Raw genomic sequence first — 18481 nt, 5'->3', positions numbered from 1 at the left:
TATGGAATACATTAAGTCAAAACTATCAGACGACCTAGCACGAAAAATTATTGGTAGCCGCGAAAAAGCAACCGAGTATTTATTGCGATTAAACGCTATTAAACCCATACCTTATTTAAAGTTTAGAATTATTAGCCGTGGGCAAAATATGGGTAAAAAAGTCTTAGCTTCGGAAACAAAGGAGCTTTGGAAAGCTGTCGTCGATAGCTGGGATTACGATAAAAGCAAAAAGATAATTAGAGAAATTTTCAAGCAAACCAATAAGTACAAAGGCGGAAAAGAGGCTGACAACGCAATGGGTGTCCTAATTAAGGAATGGCAATCTTTGAAATTAGGTAATATTGCTTGGCCCTTTTCACAAGGTGCTTTTGATGAGTTCGTGCAAAGAGTCAACTCCGAGAGAGAAAACGGATTTTTTAAAGACGAAAAAGTAAAAATCGCCGCCGTAAAATATAGACGAATAAAAGAAATAAACACAGTTAGAAACGACTTTATAGAAACTTTAATTTTTGAAAAAAATAATAGTATTCTGCCAACATTAAACCATAGGCGAGGTGTTGATTTCTTTGTCAACGGAGTTTCTTTTGATCAAAAGGTTGCAAAAAGCCCCACTAATGAATTTAAAAGACATTTTAAGGATGACTGGCGAGAAACCGCAATTAAAAAACCTGAACTCGTCGCAGAATATCTTTATAAGTTTCAAGACGAGGGAAGATTTGGTGACGACCCAAGACTATTGGTTGTTTATCTCGACGAAGATGTTTCAATAGATAGAATTAGAGAAATAATAAATAAAACTGACTTGAATAATCCAATTGAAATCAATTTTACCTACAAGCACAAGAATCTCGGTGAAAAAAACTATAAAGTACCCTGTTTTGTAATCTTATTGCACAATTGAAACTATGAATTATATCGGCAGTAAACTATCTTTATTGGGATTTTTAGAAGAATCAATTAACAAGGTGGTTGACAAAAACTGCAACACTTTTTGTGACCTGTTTGCTGGAACAGGTGCTGTTGGTAAACATTTTAAAAAAAAAGGATACAAGATAGTTGCTAATGACATTCAATACTACAGTTATATTTTAAACAGACATTACATTGGAAATCATAAAGAATTACTTTTTAAAAAATTAACAAAAGAGATCTCTTCTCTCAAGAATATTATTCCTAGCAAACGAAAAAAAAATGTTTGTGACTATTTATCAGCCCTCAAAGGAGTAAAAGGCTTTATATACCAAAATTACTGCCCCACTGGAACGAAGGATCAAAAAGAGTCTCGACAATATTTTTCTGATGAAAATGGTATGCGTTGCGATGCTATACGCCAAAAAATTGAAGACTGGAAAATAAAAAAATTAATTTCTAGTGACGAATACTACTTTTTGATTACAAGTTTAATTGAATCAATTGATAAATATGCAAACACCGCTTCTGTATATGGCGCCTTTCTAAAAAAACTGAAGAGAACAGCGCAGAATAATTTGATTTTAAAGCCAGCCGAACTAATTATAAACGACCAAGATCACGAAGTTTTTAACGAGGATATAAATAAAGTATTAAAAAAAGTTAAAGGTGACATTTTATATTTGGATCCGCCATACAACCATCGGCAATATGCGACAAATTATCATATTCTTGAAACTGTAGCAAAATATGACAACCCAAAAATATACGGTAAAACTGGTTTGCGTGAGTATCAGGACCAAAAATCCCTTTATTGTTCAAGAACACAAGTAAAAAATGTATTTAGAGATTTAATCTTAAGTGCAAAAGCTAAATATATCTTTTTAAGCTACAACAACGAAGGTTTAATGACAACAGACGACATTAAACAAATAATGAGCTTGCGTGGGAAATATGGTCACTTTACAAAAGAATATGGCCGTTTCAAGGCAGATAAATCACAAAATAGGAAATTTACAACAAATAGAACAACAGAATATTTACACTTTGTAGTTTGTAATTAACGAACGTTATTAAAATCTAAGTTCTAAAAGTGTAAATATGTTACAATAATTCATGCCTTTTAGTAAAAATGTCATTATTATAATAATATCTTCAGCAATTTTAATAATTGGTGCATCTGTTCTTTTAGTTAAATCAGGTAACACTCCTGGTAAATATGATGATTTTGCAAAGTGTTTAAATGAAAAAGGTGCCGAGTTCTATGGTGCTTTTTGGTGCTCACACTGTAGAAATCAAAAAAATATGTTTGGTAAATCTGTAGATTTTTTAAATTATATTGAATGCTCTACTCCAGATGGTAATAGTCAGTTATCCCAATGCACTGAAAAGGGAATCGAAAGTTATCCAACTTGGATTTTTGCAGACGGAAGCCGAGAAAATGGAGTGATACCACTTGAAAAACTGGCCGAGAAAACAGAATGCTCATTACAATGACAGAATTTTTATCAGTTCTAACTATTATTGCTCAAGTTCAAATTATTATTCTTTTAGTTTTGATGTATCTAAACAGAAAAAAGAAATCTAACTTTTTTAAAAAAATAGTTAAGTTTGCAGATATTTATACTTTTATAATTGCTTTAGTATCAATGCTTGGGAGTCTATATTATTCTGAGATTGCAGGTTTTGAACCTTGTAAGTATTGTTGGTATCAAAGAATTCTAATGTATCCACTAGTTGTGATACTTTTTGTTTCCTTAAAAAATAGGTACAAAGATGTTTCAAAATATGTTCTTCCCCTCTCTGGTATGGGTGTTTTACTTGCAGGATTTCACTACCTAACTCAGCTTGGATTGCTACCATCTTCCTGTGTTGCGGTTGGCTATTCAGTGGGCTGTGCAAAAGTTTTTGTAATGACTTTTGGCTACATAACAATACCTTTAATGTCTTTTACTGCTTTTCTTTTAATCTTTTTACTCCAACTGTTATCTCGCAACCGTTAAACTGAAAACCTTTTTAAAACCTGCATTTATAAGCACTTTTTTGGCCTCCTTTATGGTAGAACCTGTTGTGTAAACATCATCAAAAATAATAATTTTTTTATTAATTATCTTTGATATTTCATAATTTTTATTAAGAATAAAAACATCTTCAAGATTTTGGTGACGAGCAAGACCCTTTAATCCCACTTGGGGCTGTGTATTTTTGTTCCTAACAAGTAAGTCAGAAACATACTTCCAACCAGTTGCCTTTGCCAGCTTCTCTCCAATTATTTCTGACTGGTTAAAGCCTCTCCAATTCTCTCTCCTGAAATGTAATGGAATCGGGAGTAAAACAATGTTTTTGGGTTGTTCAAAAGTTTTTAAGTTTTTAAGACTAATCTCTGTTAGTTCATCTGCTATGTCAAACGCAAATTTATACTTTAAAGAAATTATTGCTTTTCTAACTATGCCTGTATATGTAAATATAGAATAATTACCATTTCTTAAGCCACCCTTTGGAACCTTATTAAAACAGGATTCACATATATATTTTCCTTTAAAATTACACATTAAACACTTTTTAGGAAAAAGAAAATCATAAATCATATATAATCAACGATATAGATTATGAAATCATTTAACAAGAGAGCTAGGTTTGAGTATGAACTAACTCCAGAGAGGGTTGAGGCCGGTATTGTCTTAAAAGGAGCTGAGGCTAAATCGTTTAGAGATGGTAGGGTAAATTTGTCACAGTCACACGTTAGAATTATTGAAGGTGAAATTTTTTTGATTAATGCAAATATCCCCGTTGATGGTCTGCAAAAATATGAACCTACAAGGATTAGGAAGTTGTTGTTACATAAAAATGAAATACTAGCACTTGTTACAAAAACAAAGCAAGCAAAGTTGCAAATTGTGCCTACGATGATGTATAATAAACGACGTAGAGTCAAAGTAGAACTTGTACTTGGAAAGTCAAAAAGAAAGTTTGATAAAAAGGATTCTATAAAGAAAAAAGATGTTCAGCGTGATATTGAACGCGAACTAAGAGGTAAAGATTAGTTATTAAATGGGGATGACCGGTTTCGACGGATAGCTCTTTTACAAAACAGCAAGCCAAGTTTGATAAACACTTGTCAAAAGATATCAAAAACTAAAAGCAATGCCTAAAAACATCGCTCCTAGCTTCGCTTATAACTATCAAATGTTATACGCTTAACTGGCGTCCTGAAGTCTGATTCTCGATCGGACCGACTGGGTGTAAACCAATTCGAGATGCTGTAATTTTCCTTTTGATTTAAAGGAATTTTACAAAAGATAATTAAATCTTACTTTTAATCTCCTGTTAGTTGGATAAGTTAAAAGGAAATTTCATTAACTAAATAAGCTTGTAGAAGTTTTGTTATAAAGTTTTTCGGATGAGGGTTCGATTCCCTCCATCTCCACTAAGTGTTAGTTGTTTGGTTCTATGAATAAAAGTTTAGGGCCTGTCAGAAGTATGATTTTGTTTTCCTTCTCAGATACTACCAAATCAGTTGTGTTTTTAATTTCATCGTTTATGTATTGCATTTTGAAGTTTCCATTTTTTTCCAAAACTACTACTCTTCCCCTATCTTTTTCTAAGATATATACATATTTTAAGTTTTCATTAGTATAAATTGCAGTTGGATTAATTAATTGCTCAGATATTCCTTTTAAACTAATTGATTGGGGGTTACCTAGTGTAAATTTTGTAACTTTTCCTGATGATGATATTGCCCAAATAGATCCGTCTATGGCAACGTCTGTAACTTTTGATAAATCCATCTCTATTCCAGGTGCCAGCCAACTTGATTTTGAGGAAAACCCTCCTTGGCTACCAGAATATCTATATATTTGATTGTCATTAATACCCAATGTGTAGATATTACCTGCATACAAGTAAAAAATACTATTTTCCCAGTCTTTTTCTACCTGTTTCTCCATTCCACTTGATTTAAGTTCATATATGCCATCATTTTTTTCCAAGAAAAGTCTATTTTCATATGAACCAATTTTTTCTATACCTTCACCTTCGCTTGAGTTGACAACTAAACGTGCGTTTTTGTTTTTAATTTCTACCCTAATTATGTTTTTGGTGTCCTTGTCTAGAATAAACATTTCCTCACCAGAAGAAACAACTTCGTAACCCATAAAGCCTGATGTTTGTAGGGTTAGGTCTAGAAATTCTTTTATTTCAGCTTGAATCTCACCTAAAATATTTGCCTCAATTGAATTGATTTTTTCTATTAGCTCATCAAGTGTGTTGTTTTTAAAACCACTTGATTTCAACTCCAATGCAATTGTTTTTGAGTTAACAAAACTTTTTCTAGCATCTTCAACATCAACCGATCCCGAAACAGCCAAGTCATAATCGCTTAAAGCTTGGTTTAAAAGAACTGTACTTTTTTTATTAAATTCATTTATCTTTTTTTGATTTATCCCAAATACAACACTTACGATTAATAAAATCAAAACAATAATCCCAACACTTATAACTGTTTTTCTTTTCTGGTCTGTTGAATCGTTAACTTGGTGAGTGTTTATATAAATATCTTCTTCAACTGTTTCAATCTGTTGTTCAACCTTTACAATCAACTTTTCCAATCCTCTGGTAATTGAGTAGATATCACCAATTTTTGCAATTCCTGAAACTTTAACTGTTTTGTCTTTACCTTCTGCAAGTTTTACTTCATTTCCACCTCTATCTAAAAAAGCGGTGCATCCGGGTTCACAGACTATTGTTATTTTTGAAGAATTCTGATCCAAACTTACATATCCTACTCCCTCTAGGTTGGGCCGACCCAAATTCGATGTTAATTTTAATGGCATTTCACTACAAGGTTATTAAGGCGAAGAATAATACTGCTATGGCAAAAAGAAGATGGACAAAAGCCAAGAGTTTAAGTTGATTTTCAAAACCAACTTTAACGGTAGAAACCATCAATTGGACCTGCCTAACAACCACTAAAGAAAAAATAATATATAACCCTAAAAAGACTAGTATAAATATTTTCAAAATTGCCCAGACAGTAATGTCAAAAATCATCTAACTCTCCCCTCTATTGCCTCTTGTTGTTCCTCAATTCTTAAGTCTTGTAGAATTTTTGCAACCTTGTCAGGCTTAGGCACTGCTTCAAACTCAAAATTTGGAACTTCTGAAGCTGTTTGAATTAAAACATCACCATAGTTAAAAACTGTTCTGATAGCACCACCCATTTTATAAGTTACGTCCTGAATCTTGTCTATATTGGCGTCACTTACTTCTTTATAAATTAAATTATAAAAATCAATATCAATTACTCTTTCATCTGTCACGATATAAACATTAAAAAACCAAGTTAAAAAGCTTTCCAAGGTGTACGCAATCGAGATTAAATACCAAATTAAAATAAAGATAAACATAAAGTTATCTGGAATATTATCAAACAACGGTAAGCCTGAAACAAAAAATGGTGTTAAAAATAATATAATACTTGTAACTATCCAGCCCAAGTTAGTTATAATATGCTTTCTTAAAAGTAAAACTATTTTCTCTTCATTATCTTGTGTTTCAAAATGAATTCTTGAAGGCATTTCTGCAAATGAAGATAATGGATTTGCGTGATGACTAGGTTTATTTTTATATAAGCTATTTTGTTTTGGATAATTCACTGTTTTTGGTTTGTGTGCAGAAAATACTTCAGGCATATATTTTAGATTATACCAGATTACTTCTTTTCAATATTGAAAAATGCAAATCCTTTTTGAGGAATACGTATAAATCCGGGCGCTCTTAAAGCAAATGCACGTTTGAATTCTGCCCCGCTCATCTGAATACTGTTTATAGTAACACTATTAGTCGTTCCATTACCTAGCAATACAGATGGTGAAGTAGTGGCGGTTTCGATACCACCATACTTACTTGCAACACTTCTTAGTTCTGAAATACTGTATGGGTTACCAGGCCAGCAACCCGTTGTTACTGGCGAAATTCTAGATTGTTCTTCTCCTGTTCCTTTAGTCAAAACCAGATGAGCATTAACTATATCGGCCATTTCTTCAGGACTTAACCATGGATTGCTTTTTCCACAAGTACCCCCTTTCGACCCATACTCTCCAAATATATCAACATACCACGCTAAATATGTCCAAGGTGACCCCCCAAGCGTTTCGTATGTTTTCTCAAGAAAATTAGTTCCACCTTGTCCATCTGTTGTATCCCACCCAGTCGTATTCATCCACCCTCCGGTTGTTGAAGAATATTGATAACTACCGGACCCCCCCGTCATTATTATTCCTTCAGTCTCCTTGACTGCGTTTTTCCAATTGTCAGTATTTTCTTCACGCTTAAACTCCTGACAAGACTGGCCTGGACAAATGGTAGATTTTCCATACGCGAAACTTCTAGCTGCAATCGCTTGAGCTTTCAAAACCTCTTTTGGCCAGGAACCGGGCATTTCATATATATGTTTTAAATATTCTTCTAATTGATAAGGCTCATTATTGAAAACCTGACCATATGTATTTTTACCATTAACAATAATTGTTACATTAGTGTTTACTTGTGTAAGATTTACACCCGGATAGTAATAACGTAAAACGTCTTCTGCCGATTTTCCATTTTTCACCCTACCCAGTGCTCCATACTGGCTCATTCCATTCCTATGTGTATATGCGCCAAAAGAAAATACCGCATAGTAACCGCTGGGGGCAGAAGAAAGAAAATGAGATCTCGAAGACACACCTGTAGAGGCAAGGGTACCATCCCCAATACTAGCTATAAAATTACCGGAACGTAAATTTATAATTTCTTGTTGTTTAGCACTTAGGGCAGACAAAAAGGTATCAACCTTTCCAACTTCTGCCTCTAAAAACTTGGCGTCTCCACTTACTTTCTTTTGTAAACTTGCTAGTGATATTTTATTTTTTTCTAATGACTCCTTATCATTTTTTAAATTATTAATTTCTTCTGAATATTTTTCTATAGTTTTTCTGTCTTCTTCAGCAACCATTTCTGTTATCTTTATTGTTTTAAAAACATCGATTACATTAACTGATGATATTAAGGCGGTTATTGGGTCATATAATCTTGATGTAATGTACTGATTGACTGCTTTTTGGTTTAAAATTTTTTGGGCATAGGATGAATCTTTTTCTCTTTCTTGAATGTTACTTTCTTTGACAACCAACTCCTTAGAAATTGAGTTAATCCTAACGTTTAGACTGTCAATTTGTTTTTTTAAGCCTGCAAGGTTGGCTTTATTTTGCTCTTGTGCGGGTGCGTAGGCAGCTGCAATTCTAGGTAGTATCACATTTATACATTCGTCCATCTCAGACTGAGACAATTCAGAAACACTTTTGTTTAGACAGTCTGATTCACTTACAGCTTTTGTTGTAGATGGTAAGTTGTAGATAACAAACAATGAAAAAAGAATAAATATTAACAATAAACTGTACTTTAAAAATTTGAAATTCATGATTATTTTATTATACCAGCTGAAAACACTTTGTCGGTATGTTAAACTCAAAGTTGATAATTATGAAAAAAATAATATTGAGTTTGTTCATTCTTTTGAGTTTAACTAGCACATCAATTAAACCTACATTTGCACAGGTCCAACCAGGGACAGGTGGACAATGTCCTAGGGGAACAATTGGATGCAATTCTTCATCAGGAAAACTTTGTTACCCAGTAAGTCAAGGGTGCCCATCTGATACGGTACAGCAAACAATGGTTCCTGGTGGGATAGTTCCAACCGATGACTGTTCTTACGTGTGTAGAGGCTCACAACAAGCTATTGAATGTGTAAGGTGTAGAGACGGAGAGTTAACCCCTATGGGTGGTGGTAATGTTTCTGACCCGATGGCTGGATGTGATGCAGAATCAATAAACACAGCCATAGGTTGTATTCCTGTTGGTGACACAAATTCATTTATGGGTTGGATATTGGGTTGGGCTGTTGGTATTGGTGGTGGAATTGCATTTTTGTTAATTGTCTATGCCAGTTTTATGATTATGACTAGCCAAGGAGTACCAGATAGATTAAAAGCAGGTCAAGAACTTTTAACTTCTGCAATTTCAGGATTAATTATGTTAATTTTTAGTGTATTTATATTAAAGTTCATAGGAATTGATATACTAGGATTAGATAGTTTATGAATGAAATAAAATTATAAAAATGTTTGAAACATCAACCTTTACATCGATTCAAAACAACGCCGGTTTACCCGCTTGGAACGTGTTACTGGAGCCCGCCGGATTTATTGAATTGGCACTCCCATACATCTTTGGTGTAGCTGGCATAATTTTACTTTTTAATATTGTCACTAGTGGTTTTAAAATGATGACATCACAGGGAGATCCAAAAGTAATGCAGGTAGCCCAAGCAAAGTTAACCACATCTGCAATTGGGATACTCATTTTGTTTACATCTTTTTGGATTGTAAAACTAGTAATGCAATTTCTTGGGATAGATTTAACTTTATTTGGATAATATGAATAAACTAGCAGTTGAAATAGGAGATACATTTTTAGGAGGTTCTGGACAAAATTTAAAAAATACTGAAGGTGTTGGTGTTTTTGTTAGTAATTTTTTTGCTGGTGCAATTTCAGTTGCAGGAATAATTTTACTTTTTTTGTTGGTCGGTGGTGGAATTGCAATGATAGCTGGAGCTGGTAAAAATGATCCTCAAACAGTACAGAAGGGTAAACTTGCTGCAACTTCTGCCTTAATTGGTTTTGTGGTTGTATTTAGTGCTTATTGGATAGTTAAATTAATTGAATCAATAACTGGACTGGATTTAATTGGAGGTATAAATTAGAATAAAAGTATGGATAATAACCCATTTGGCACAGTAACAGTACCTGAAGGTTTGCAACAGTATGGTTTAGAACCTGGTCCTGCGTTTGGTAAACTTATACAGTTTGGCCTACGTGCATTGGTCGTTGGAGCTGGAATTTATGCTTTATTTAACTTGGTTTTAGCTGGTTACTCTTTTATGGGTGCGGGTGATGACAGCAAAAAAGTCGCAGCAGCTTGGGCACAAATCTATCAAACTATTATTGGTCTTGCTTTTTCAGCTGGTGCTTTTGTACTAGCTGCAATCTTTGGACAGCTACTTTTTGGAAGTTGGGATTTCATACTTAAACCAACCATACCTACACCATGAACAAATTAACTCAAATCGAACTATTTGAAAATGACGGATATGAAGGTTTTGGATCATTGGGTTTAGAGGGTGGAATAACAAGCTCAACTTCAGCTGTAATATTTCAAAATTTTATTTCGACCGCAATTGGGCTTGTCAGTATAATCGCCATTGTTTGGTTTGTGATAATAATCATTACTAGCGGTATTTCATATATGGGAGCTGGTTCTGACCAGAAGGCAACTGAAGCTGCTAGAAAGAGGATCACAAATGGGCTAATTGGTTTACTAATTACAATTTTTGGTATTTTTATAATAAATTTAATGGGTCAAATATTTAACATTGAAGGAATATTACAAATACCTAACTTATTAGATAGGATTCAAATCAAATAAAATGGATAATAAATTGTTGGCGGGCGGTGAAATTGACAAAGGTGGAGGTATTACAAATCCCTTGTTCGGTGATATGTATACCAGCCTTGTAACAAGACCAACTGGTGGTGAAAGTTTTTTACAACTTTTACTCCCCAAGGTTGTGGGGATACTGCTTGTTTTTGGTGGTGTTGCATTTTTCTTTATGTTCCTCTGGGGTGCAATTACATGGATTGTGTCTGGTGGTGACAAGGCTAGTGTTGAAAATGCAAAAGGAAGAATTACAAATGCAATTATTGGTTTGGTTTTAATGGTTGGAGTTTTTGCAATCGCAAAACTGATTGAAGGTTTCTTTGGAATAGACATTTTGTCTATTGACATAGGTCCACTGGTTATTCAATAATACGCTTATACATATGAATAATTTGCTTGCACAAATAGAGTTAAACCAAGGGCTAGGTAATTTTCAACCAGCAACAGGTCTTACAGTTGAAGGTATTGTTTCTGGTTTTATAGGATTAGTGCTTGTAGTTGCAGGTTTAGCCTTTTTCTTTATTCTAGTTATTGGTGGTATTAAATGGATACTTTCAGGTGGTGACAAAGCTCACACAGAAGGAGCAAGAAATCAAATTACAGCAGCTTTGGTTGGTTTAGTTATTGTTTTTTCAGCTTGGGCAATAATTCAATTAATTGACACCTTCTTTGGAGTTAACTTAATGAAGTTAACCATTCCTTCAGCAGGACAACTGTCTAAATAATCTTCTCTTGCTCAATTTATTGTTTTCATTTAAACTTACTTTGTATGGAACCACCACAACTATCAGCATTGACAGGTGTATTTGAAAACGTAGTCGCTGCCCTACTGGCCCTAGGTGGAATAGTTTTATTTTTAATGCTTCTTTCAGGTGGATTTAAATATTTAACTTCAGGTGGTGACCCTAAGGCTGTAGAAGGAGCTAGAAACACACTTACCTATGCAATTGGTGGTTTAATACTTTTGGCAGGTTCTTTTTTGATTTTAAAAATTATAGAAACATTCACAGGTGCTAACGTCACCAATTTTACAATTACGAGGTAACTTTAAATGTTAAATGAAAAATTTATCTAAACTTCTTTTTTTCTGTATTGTCCTTTTATCTACTTTAACTGTCTTTTTTACATACAAGATTGATCGCATTTCAGCTGGAGATGAAGGTGCGGTACCTGGAATTAAGTTTCCGTGTGACGAAACAAGCGACGATGAATTTCACTCTTTAAGACCCTACCAAGGTGCACCATGTGGAGATGCTGGTAAAGCTTTGTTTTGTAGCAATGAAATACAATTTATAGAAACATTTGACTTGAGCAGTCAGTGCCCAAGAAACGGGAGAACTGGTGACTATACCTGTGATGTAAACTATCCCGTAGGTCCACATAATCTATATATTGAACTTTCAGAATCTGAGTTTGCGATACTTGGCAACACGGAACAAGTTACAAATAACTATGGTGGCACAGAAGAATTTGACGATGCACAAAAATTAAACGAGTACGCCAGTTGGTACCTGTCTGGTGTTGTTGGTAGGGCTGAATATGGGACCCCAACAAATGAACAAGTTGTAAATTATTCAGGGCCTGTTAATAAGCTAATCCCCTATATGATTCAGGAACACCAAAGGAGAAAAACAATTACCGATGCCTCTGTTAATGTGGCATATGAAGATGAGGATATAGGAGCTACTGTAAGCGAACCTCAAAATCACGACCAGATTGTGGTATGTGAACAAGATGGAAACCCAATTCCATGTAGCCAGGGTGGGGAACCATTAAGGCTTAGTAGCTGGGGTGAAGGTAGTCTTTCAACTTTAAATTGGGTTTTAAATCTTATTCCAGGGATAGATAAATGGAACAACAAATTCCCTCCTCTACCTTGGGACTTTGAAAAACAAATAGACTATCAAAAAGCGTATCAAGAATGGCAGGGTAAAGTTTGTGTTGTCCTTCCCTTTTTAGGTCTTCAGTGTGCAGATCCTGCAATTGGAGGCATTATTGATATTGTTCCAAACAAATGGTCTGAGTTGTATTCATATATTCCACTATCCTCAACGGTTGACAAAAAAGGTGCAAATTACATAAAGGGCGATGGGCCAAATTTTGAAGGTGGGGCTGGTACTGAAATTTCTTTTCCCAATGGAATACAATTTACGGGTATGAGGCAAGCTCCTCTTTATTTTGCCCACACACAAGAAGTTAAAGATTTATCCGAATTACTAAATACTACATTTACCCCGTCTGGTTATGAAGCTGAAAAACTGTCTGAAACAGTAGAATCACTACCAACAAACGAGTTGGGTTTAAGTTGTAGTGCCGCAAACATTAGAGTAAATGAGGGTGACAACCTGTTTCCTGGTGACCAAGATGAAATGCAGGTGTTGGGAGTTCAATATCAAATTGACCAAGTTCTTTGTAAGGTGACTGAGACTTTTAGGTGTATTCCAAACGTCTATCCTTGTGTAGAAAGGTTATTTTACACGCATAAGTGTAATGCTCAGGTATATATAACTCTAAAAACAGGAACAAAAACGCCTTGGGCAGATGAAATATTTGCCCAAACAGTTGCAGACTCAGGAAGTACATTTAGAAAGATATTTCCAAAAGTTGGGGAGGGTGCACCAGTTGAATGTATTGCAGATATACCAACAGTTACAGACGTGACATATGACACATCAAGAAGTGATAGTCCCAATGGTGGCGACCAAGAGGTAAAGATAACAAATTATCCGTCAGATGGGGCAAATAGTACCACGCAACTCACATTCCCCCACATTGGTTCAGTCTATGAATATTTCTTAAAAGGAATACAAACAGCCCTACGACCCAAAGGATACGGTGAGCCAATTGCAAATGGAAATTGCGAACCAACAGTACTAGACTCTTGCGATGTTACCGTACCCGATTCAGCTGTTCCGTCAAAATACTTAGGTAGTTTTAAAGAAAACTTTATTGATTTAGCAGATAGATGGAGCCAAAAATGTCCCGGACCCGAGAACAACATGGCAGAGGAATGCTATAATTTTGTTGCTAGCGTTGCCCAGAAAGAAGGTGTCAATCCCGCTTTTGCTTTAACAATATGGCTTAATGAATCTGGGGCCAGCAATTATTGCGAGGGTGGAGAAACAACTCAAGATATGGGTGTTAATTTAAAAGAAATTTACCAAAACTTGCCAGAGCAAGTGCTTAAATTCACACAACTTGCAAAACAACAGTTTTGTTCTGGAATGTCTGGGTATACCGAACCAATGCATGGATGGCTTAGCCGATACCAAAGCTCGGCTGGAATATGCGACCCTTCAGACACGGTGGCTTCACAGTATTATTACGATGTTATGAACACAACTTGGAATTGGGTCACGGGGTGTCCCAAAAATGGCAAATTTGGTATTCAGTGGCCGACAGATTTCAGCTGTCCATAATACTTTCCCCAACTTTCAGAAACGATGCCTTTTATTCCCATACAATAGGCTTATCGGGAAGGCCAATTGCAGAAAAACCAGGAAATCCCTTTTTAAAAAAATTTACTTCTACTTCAATGAGATTAGGCGTGAGGCCAAAGTGGCTTGCTGACAAAATCTTTGTAAGTATTACAAAAAAAGTGTACTACAAATTCATAAATTATTATAAGCATTAAGAAGCTCCTAGTTCCTAATAAACTAGGAGCTTCTATTCCTAAAAACTAAAGATTTTACAATATGTGGCTCATAGATAAAAATCTACGGACTAACAATTGTTGGAGGCTTCAAAGGTTTTGGTGTAATCAGTGAGGTTTGAAAGACTATAAGCAAGGTTTGAGACCATAAGTGAAGCCTAGAAACTTTTTAGTTAGGTAAGATTCGATATGTTTTTGATTATCGTTCTATAAAAAAACATAAAAATATTGTAATATATGGTAATGCCTAAGTTTCTTAAAAAACTATCTTTAATTTTTCTTTCTTCAATTCTTTTTTTAAATTCTATGGTCATGCCTTTTGCAGTTGCCCACGCAGCCGACGAAGCCCCAAGTAATTGGTACAACCAAGGTTTTACTGACTGGTATGCAAAGGTATATGGAGATGAATCCCCCCCATCTGAAATCTTTGGAGAAAGGTATACTGCAGCTCAGGTACAGTGGATTTTATATAGTTTATTTTCTTTTCCTATAAATTTTTTGGGAGATAAGGTTCAAAAATCAGTTGCATGTATGTGGGCATTTACAGGAGGCAGTGTTATTGACAAGGCCGAATGTATCCAACTATCCCTTGAGGCGGCAGGTGGTGCAATAGATGTAATATTTATCAGTACAGGAGTTACAGGAAACGATACCCGACAAGGTTCGTTTGCAAGTTCTATCATTGACGAGTACCAGAACAGGCCTCTTTCTGGAATTAAGTATATAAACAATCTAGTCTCTGGTTTTGGCGTAGTTTCTAGTGTTCAGGCACAAGGATTTGGATATGGTGCAGTTGATGGCCTGCAACAATATTGGCAAGGATTTAGAAATGTTGCTTACGCACTTGTTGTGTTTGTGGTTATTGTGTTTGCATTTATGATTATGTTTAGAGTAAAACTTTCACCCCAGCTTGTAATCTCAGTCCAATCAGCATTACCAAAAATTGTTGTTGCATTAGTTTTAGCTACGTTTTCGTATGCTATTGCTGGTTTTGTAATTGACTTATCCTATGTGGTTGGTGGATTACTTGCACAGCTTATGCACCTTGCTGGATTTTCCACTTCTTTTGATGAAGCATTTAGAACAATTATGCCTATCGAGGCTACCACAGCACTCGGTGGTTTTTATATACTCATATATATGTTTTCATATACGATATTGTTCTTTTTGGCGGCAGCATGGTCCATCATTGGTGCGATTGGAGGACTCTCAATATTTGCCGGGATAGGAAGTGTTTTGGCAATCTTAATGACCATCTGGGTACTTATATTAATGTTGTGGTATACCGTCAAGATACCCTGGGTACTTCTCAAAAATTTAATAAGTCTATTTCTGTCTATTGTTGTGGCTCCTATTCAAATAGTGATAGGTGCACTCGTACCTGCAATAGGTTTCAGTATGTGGTTTAGAAAAATCATAGCTGAAGCTTTAGTTTTTCCCTTAACAGGTTTATTTTTATTTCTAGCTGTAAAAACTTTAAATGCATCCTTTGCTGCTAGTTGGGGACAACTTTGGGAATTTACAGGTGCGATGAGTAACACAAACCTATGGGCACCTCCGATTTTGGGTTCATCTGCAGACATGGCTGGTGTTTTGTGGATAGCCGTAAGTTTTGTATTTATAACAATGGTTCCAAAAGCGGTTGATATTATGAAAATGCTTGTCATGGGTGCTAAATTCGACTTTGGAAGTGCAATTGGTGAAGCCATGGCACCAATTGATATGGTTAGAAAGTCCGCACCAGGTCGAGCGGTTAGTGATATTGCTACAGCTGAAGGAGCAGTTAAAGCAATGAATAGTCGTGCCGCTGAATGGGTCGCAAGAAAAGTTGGGTATCGAGGAGAATGGGACGACGCAGTTAATAAATTCAAAGCGATGCTCCAAAAGACCCGGTAATACTACCGCTTATTATTAAGAGTTTTTAAAGCATCAAATGAGCTTGTAAAAGGCATTGTTGCCTCATCTTGTTGTTTAGCACCTAATTTTTCAGCTGCTGGAGCAATGCTTACCATCCATTGTGCTATAGCCTCAATCATTAAAACCATGCTATCTCTATAATGATCGAATGATCCTTTATTGTCTGGCAACGAAGTGTATGCTGCTTCAACCCATTGTTTCACACCCTTTTTTGATCCATTTCCATCCCAAAAAAGTGTAGGGTCTAATCCTCTCCATTTACCCCCAGCATCCCAAATACCGTGATCAACAAAGGCTAGATGCGAAACTACCGCATAAGCGGTATATACAATTTCGTAAAAAGGTCTGGGTATATTTGTTAATTTCGGGGTAACGCCGTCACCTTCTGTTTCACCCAAATCCATAGGTACATATTCCCCACGGGTACCTATATCCATTTTTTTAATAAGAGTTCCTAATCCTTCAGATGCCGAACCTGCAAAATAAGATTCCTGAGTCTTCTTGTCTCCTTGACCGTACATTAATCTCATTACATCGCCCAGCATTTTTAAATTTACATGCCATGAATCAACGACGTATGGACTTTGATTTTCAAAATCTATTGAGTCACTCGCAAGTGTTTCTCCTTCATTTAATTTATCAAAAACGGTTTTACCAGCTTTTGGATCCACAACCATTGTCTTTAAAAGATTAATACCATTAAACATTCCTCTTATTGGTATTGGTAAAACTTTTCCCTCTACCCATGTAGGGTAACCAAAAATTGACTTTTCCAAAACCTTTAATGCAACAGTGTTAAAACTCATCATTTTTGTAGTATCTCCCTTTGCAAATCTAGCTCCTCGAATATTATCTACTTCGGTTTGATCTTTTTCATTGAGTTTTATTTCACCTTCATACATTCCCAATATAGCAGCCCCGAGCATGAGCCCCCTATCTTTTAAGATTTCACTTTTAATTTTTGGGTCTTCTTTTTCAACCACAATCTTTCTTATAAAATCCCAAGCTTGGTCACTTGCAACACCAGGGAAAGCGGGTGTTCTAACCCTAGCCTTAAGCATATATTCCAATTCGTGTTGCATCGAGAGCCAAATGTTTACTGCATCGTATCCAGTATTTGGTCCTGCTATTGCTGGCTTAAATTGCCAGCTTTTATCCTTCTTATCCTGTTCCCATTCAAAGCCATAGGCTAAATCATTAACATTTAATGTTGCAATGTTTGTAGTAAACGCAATTTCTCCTGCCCATTTTGCCAATCTAGCTTTTGGGGTGGATATAAACGAGTCCCACCCATTTTCAATCTCTTTTGCAGTTTTTTGTACCTTTGATAATAGATCTTTATATTTTGCATCGTCAGGAGCGGTAAATTTTGTAGGATCTTCTCCAATTGAATCTAAGATATCCTTTGCATCATGGACATGTAAAGCTTGCATAAGGCTTTCTGAAGTTTTTCTTTCTTTTTCTTTATCTGTAGTTAAATAGAAAGACAATAAATTTGTTTGGAAAGTTTTGCCGTTAACTGTTATTTCTTTTGTCTTGTTTCCATCTTTTTTAAACAGACTACCCAAAAATGCACGTTCTGTTTCTGACATTTTCATCTCAGTTTCTTGACCCGCTGGCTTATTCGGATTAAACCTGTTAAGTGAAGCGATCGCCATATCAAAATGAATTTGATTAGCAACCATTTTTCTTAACGTTTCACCAGCTCCTTCGCCAATTTCTTCACTCGGTTCCACACCTTTAAGGTCCAGTCCTTTTAAATTACCAAAAATCAATCTTAAATCATCTGTACCTAAAACTTTTATTCTACGTCCAGAAGCTAATGCCCCGTACATATACAGACCATCATAATAAAACATCTGAAAAACTGATGCATGTTCGACCATTTTTTCAATACCACCGAATCTTGCCATATCTGCCATCAAAACTTTTGCTAATGGCTGGACTTCTGGTTTTAGTTTATCAACGCTAACATGCTTTGACAAAGTAGATTCAAGTCGATTTGTCATTTGATCTAAAGTTGCACCATGTCTTTGTAAACCAAATTGATCCGCAACCATATTTAAACGAATTCCCTTAACATCAGTTATCAACAAACCCATCGCATCAACCGTAAACCCTCGATATATTTGGTTTAGTTTTTCGGGATCTTTAGGCAACCTCTCTTTCGCTAATATGTCTGTTAAAGCAAAGAATGAAGAGCTACTCTCCCCCCGTTCTTCAGATAACAATCGAGCAACTTGTTCAGCTATTTGCGCAGATAGTTGGTCTGCAGGATCTTCCAATTGATTTTTTACCTCCATGCCAGTTCTTAAATTATGTCCCTCATCAGGCTGTACATTGGCTAAATTTCTTACAGATTCTGGCGAATATCTTTCACCGCCAGGTAAAGAAGCAGGTATGCCAATAGAAAACTTGGAATTGATTTGAGATTCATTTCCCATACCTCAAATTGTATCATAAAA

Annotated in this window: 21 protein-coding genes and 1 other RNA gene; 16 read left to right on the top strand and 6 right to left on the bottom strand. The window is 35.5% G+C overall.

Going from position 1 to position 18481, the window contains the following annotated elements:
* Window position 1: 1 nt before the first annotated feature.
* Genes QY322_03255 through QY322_03240 form a run of 4 tightly spaced genes read left to right on the top strand, consistent with a single transcriptional unit; the run spans window position 2 to window position 2912 of the window.
* Window positions 2-901: a hypothetical protein gene (locus tag QY322_03255; GenBank protein WKZ25384.1), complete on the top strand. Its 900-nt coding sequence runs from the start codon at window positions 2-4 to the stop codon at window positions 899-901.
* A gap of 4 nt (window positions 902-905) precedes the next feature.
* Complete coding sequence (locus QY322_03250; GenBank protein WKZ25383.1) at window positions 906-1973, top strand: DNA adenine methylase; 1068 nt, start codon at window positions 906-908, stop codon at window positions 1971-1973.
* Window positions 1974-2025: 52 nt separating this feature from the next.
* Window positions 2026-2406: a hypothetical protein gene (locus QY322_03245; protein ID WKZ25382.1), complete on the top strand. Its 381-nt coding sequence runs from the start codon at window positions 2026-2028 to the stop codon at window positions 2404-2406.
* Window positions 2403-2912 (top strand): disulfide bond formation protein B, encoded by a 510-nt coding sequence (locus tag QY322_03240; GenBank protein WKZ25381.1) that lies wholly within the window; start codon window positions 2403-2405, stop codon window positions 2910-2912. The genes QY322_03245 and QY322_03240 overlap by 4 nt, the downstream gene beginning before the upstream one ends.
* Here QY322_03240 and QY322_03235 read toward each other — a convergent pair.
* On the bottom strand, window positions 2895-3461 hold the full coding sequence (locus QY322_03235; protein WKZ25380.1) for a ComF family protein: 567 nt from the start codon (window positions 3459-3461) through the stop codon (window positions 2895-2897). The two genes, QY322_03240 and QY322_03235, sit on opposite strands and share 18 nt — an antisense overlap.
* A 57-nt stretch (window positions 3462-3518) precedes the next feature.
* On the opposite strand from QY322_03235, the gene smpB reads away from it, so the two are divergent.
* Together smpB and ssrA are read left to right on the top strand one after the other, a co-directional pair.
* On the top strand, window positions 3519-3953 hold the full coding sequence (gene smpB, locus QY322_03230; protein ID WKZ25379.1) for an SsrA-binding protein SmpB: 435 nt from the start codon (window positions 3519-3521) through the stop codon (window positions 3951-3953).
* 9 nt (window positions 3954-3962) lie between these two features.
* Window positions 3963-4339: a transfer-messenger RNA gene (ssrA, locus tag QY322_03225) on the top strand.
* A gap of 4 nt (window positions 4340-4343) precedes the next feature.
* On the opposite strand, the gene QY322_03220 is transcribed toward ssrA, so the two are convergent.
* Genes QY322_03220 through QY322_03205 form a run of 4 tightly spaced genes read right to left on the bottom strand, consistent with a single transcriptional unit; the run spans window position 4344 to window position 8368 of the window.
* On the bottom strand, window positions 4344-5741 hold the full coding sequence (locus QY322_03220; protein ID WKZ25378.1) for a hypothetical protein: 1398 nt from the start codon (window positions 5739-5741) through the stop codon (window positions 4344-4346).
* A 4-nt stretch (window positions 5742-5745) separates the two neighbouring features.
* Window positions 5746-5958, bottom strand: coding sequence for a hypothetical protein (locus QY322_03215; protein WKZ25377.1), 213 nt, complete (start codon window positions 5956-5958; stop codon window positions 5746-5748).
* A complete protein-coding gene (locus tag QY322_03210) occupies window positions 5955-6599 on the bottom strand; it encodes a PH domain-containing protein (protein ID WKZ25376.1) in 645 nt (214 codons plus the stop codon). The genes QY322_03215 and QY322_03210 overlap by 4 nt, the downstream gene beginning before the upstream one ends.
* A 20-nt stretch (window positions 6600-6619) precedes the next feature.
* On the bottom strand, window positions 6620-8368 hold the full coding sequence (locus tag QY322_03205; GenBank protein ID WKZ25375.1) for a SpoIID/LytB domain-containing protein: 1749 nt from the start codon (window positions 8366-8368) through the stop codon (window positions 6620-6622).
* Between the two features lie 62 nt (window positions 8369-8430).
* Between QY322_03205 and QY322_03200 the strand changes: the two genes are divergently transcribed.
* The 10 genes from QY322_03200 (at window position 8431) to QY322_03155 (ending at window position 15995) form a co-directional block, all read left to right on the top strand.
* Entirely contained in the window at window positions 8431-9051 is a 621-nt protein-coding gene (locus tag QY322_03200) for a hypothetical protein (GenBank protein ID WKZ25374.1), read from the top strand.
* A gap of 19 nt (window positions 9052-9070) precedes the next feature.
* Window positions 9071-9385: a hypothetical protein gene (locus QY322_03195; protein WKZ25373.1), complete on the top strand. Its 315-nt coding sequence runs from the start codon at window positions 9071-9073 to the stop codon at window positions 9383-9385.
* 1 nt (window position 9386) lies between these two features.
* The gene (locus tag QY322_03190) at window positions 9387-9713 is read left to right on the top strand and encodes a hypothetical protein (protein WKZ25372.1); all 327 of its coding nucleotides are present in this window, start codon (window positions 9387-9389) and stop codon (window positions 9711-9713) included.
* Between the two features lie 9 nt (window positions 9714-9722).
* The gene (locus QY322_03185) at window positions 9723-10061 is read left to right on the top strand and encodes a hypothetical protein (protein ID WKZ25371.1); all 339 of its coding nucleotides are present in this window, start codon (window positions 9723-9725) and stop codon (window positions 10059-10061) included.
* A complete protein-coding gene (locus tag QY322_03180) occupies window positions 10058-10435 on the top strand; it encodes a hypothetical protein (protein WKZ25370.1) in 378 nt (125 codons plus the stop codon). Before QY322_03185 ends, QY322_03180 begins: the two co-directional genes overlap by 4 nt.
* 1 nt (window position 10436) lies before the next feature.
* The gene (locus QY322_03175) at window positions 10437-10817 is read left to right on the top strand and encodes a hypothetical protein (GenBank protein WKZ25369.1); all 381 of its coding nucleotides are present in this window, start codon (window positions 10437-10439) and stop codon (window positions 10815-10817) included.
* 13 nt (window positions 10818-10830) lie between these two features.
* Window positions 10831-11172, top strand: coding sequence for a hypothetical protein (locus QY322_03170; protein ID WKZ25368.1), 342 nt, complete (start codon window positions 10831-10833; stop codon window positions 11170-11172).
* 44 nt (window positions 11173-11216) lie between these two features.
* Entirely contained in the window at window positions 11217-11492 is a 276-nt protein-coding gene (locus QY322_03165) for a hypothetical protein (GenBank protein WKZ25367.1), read from the top strand.
* Window positions 11493-11505: 13 nt separating this feature from the next.
* Window positions 11506-13866 (top strand): hypothetical protein, encoded by a 2361-nt coding sequence (locus QY322_03160; GenBank protein ID WKZ25366.1) that lies wholly within the window; start codon window positions 11506-11508, stop codon window positions 13864-13866.
* Window positions 13867-14342: 476 nt separating this feature from the next.
* Window positions 14343-15995 carry a hypothetical protein gene (locus QY322_03155; protein WKZ25365.1) on the top strand — a complete coding sequence of 551 codons (1653 nt, stop codon included), beginning with the start codon at window positions 14343-14345 and terminating at the stop codon, window positions 15993-15995.
* A gap of 2 nt (window positions 15996-15997) precedes the next feature.
* Here the strand turns inward: QY322_03155 and QY322_03150 are convergent, their stop codons facing one another.
* Entirely contained in the window at window positions 15998-18460 is a 2463-nt protein-coding gene (locus QY322_03150) for a hypothetical protein (GenBank protein ID WKZ25364.1), read from the bottom strand.
* Window positions 18461-18481 lie beyond the last annotated feature (21 nt).

The organism is bacterium (assembly GCA_030583725.1).
Lineage (GTDB): Bacteria > Patescibacteriota > Microgenomatia > UBA8517 > UBA8517 > JAUYMM01.
This window is presented reverse-complemented; position numbering and strand designations above follow the sequence as displayed.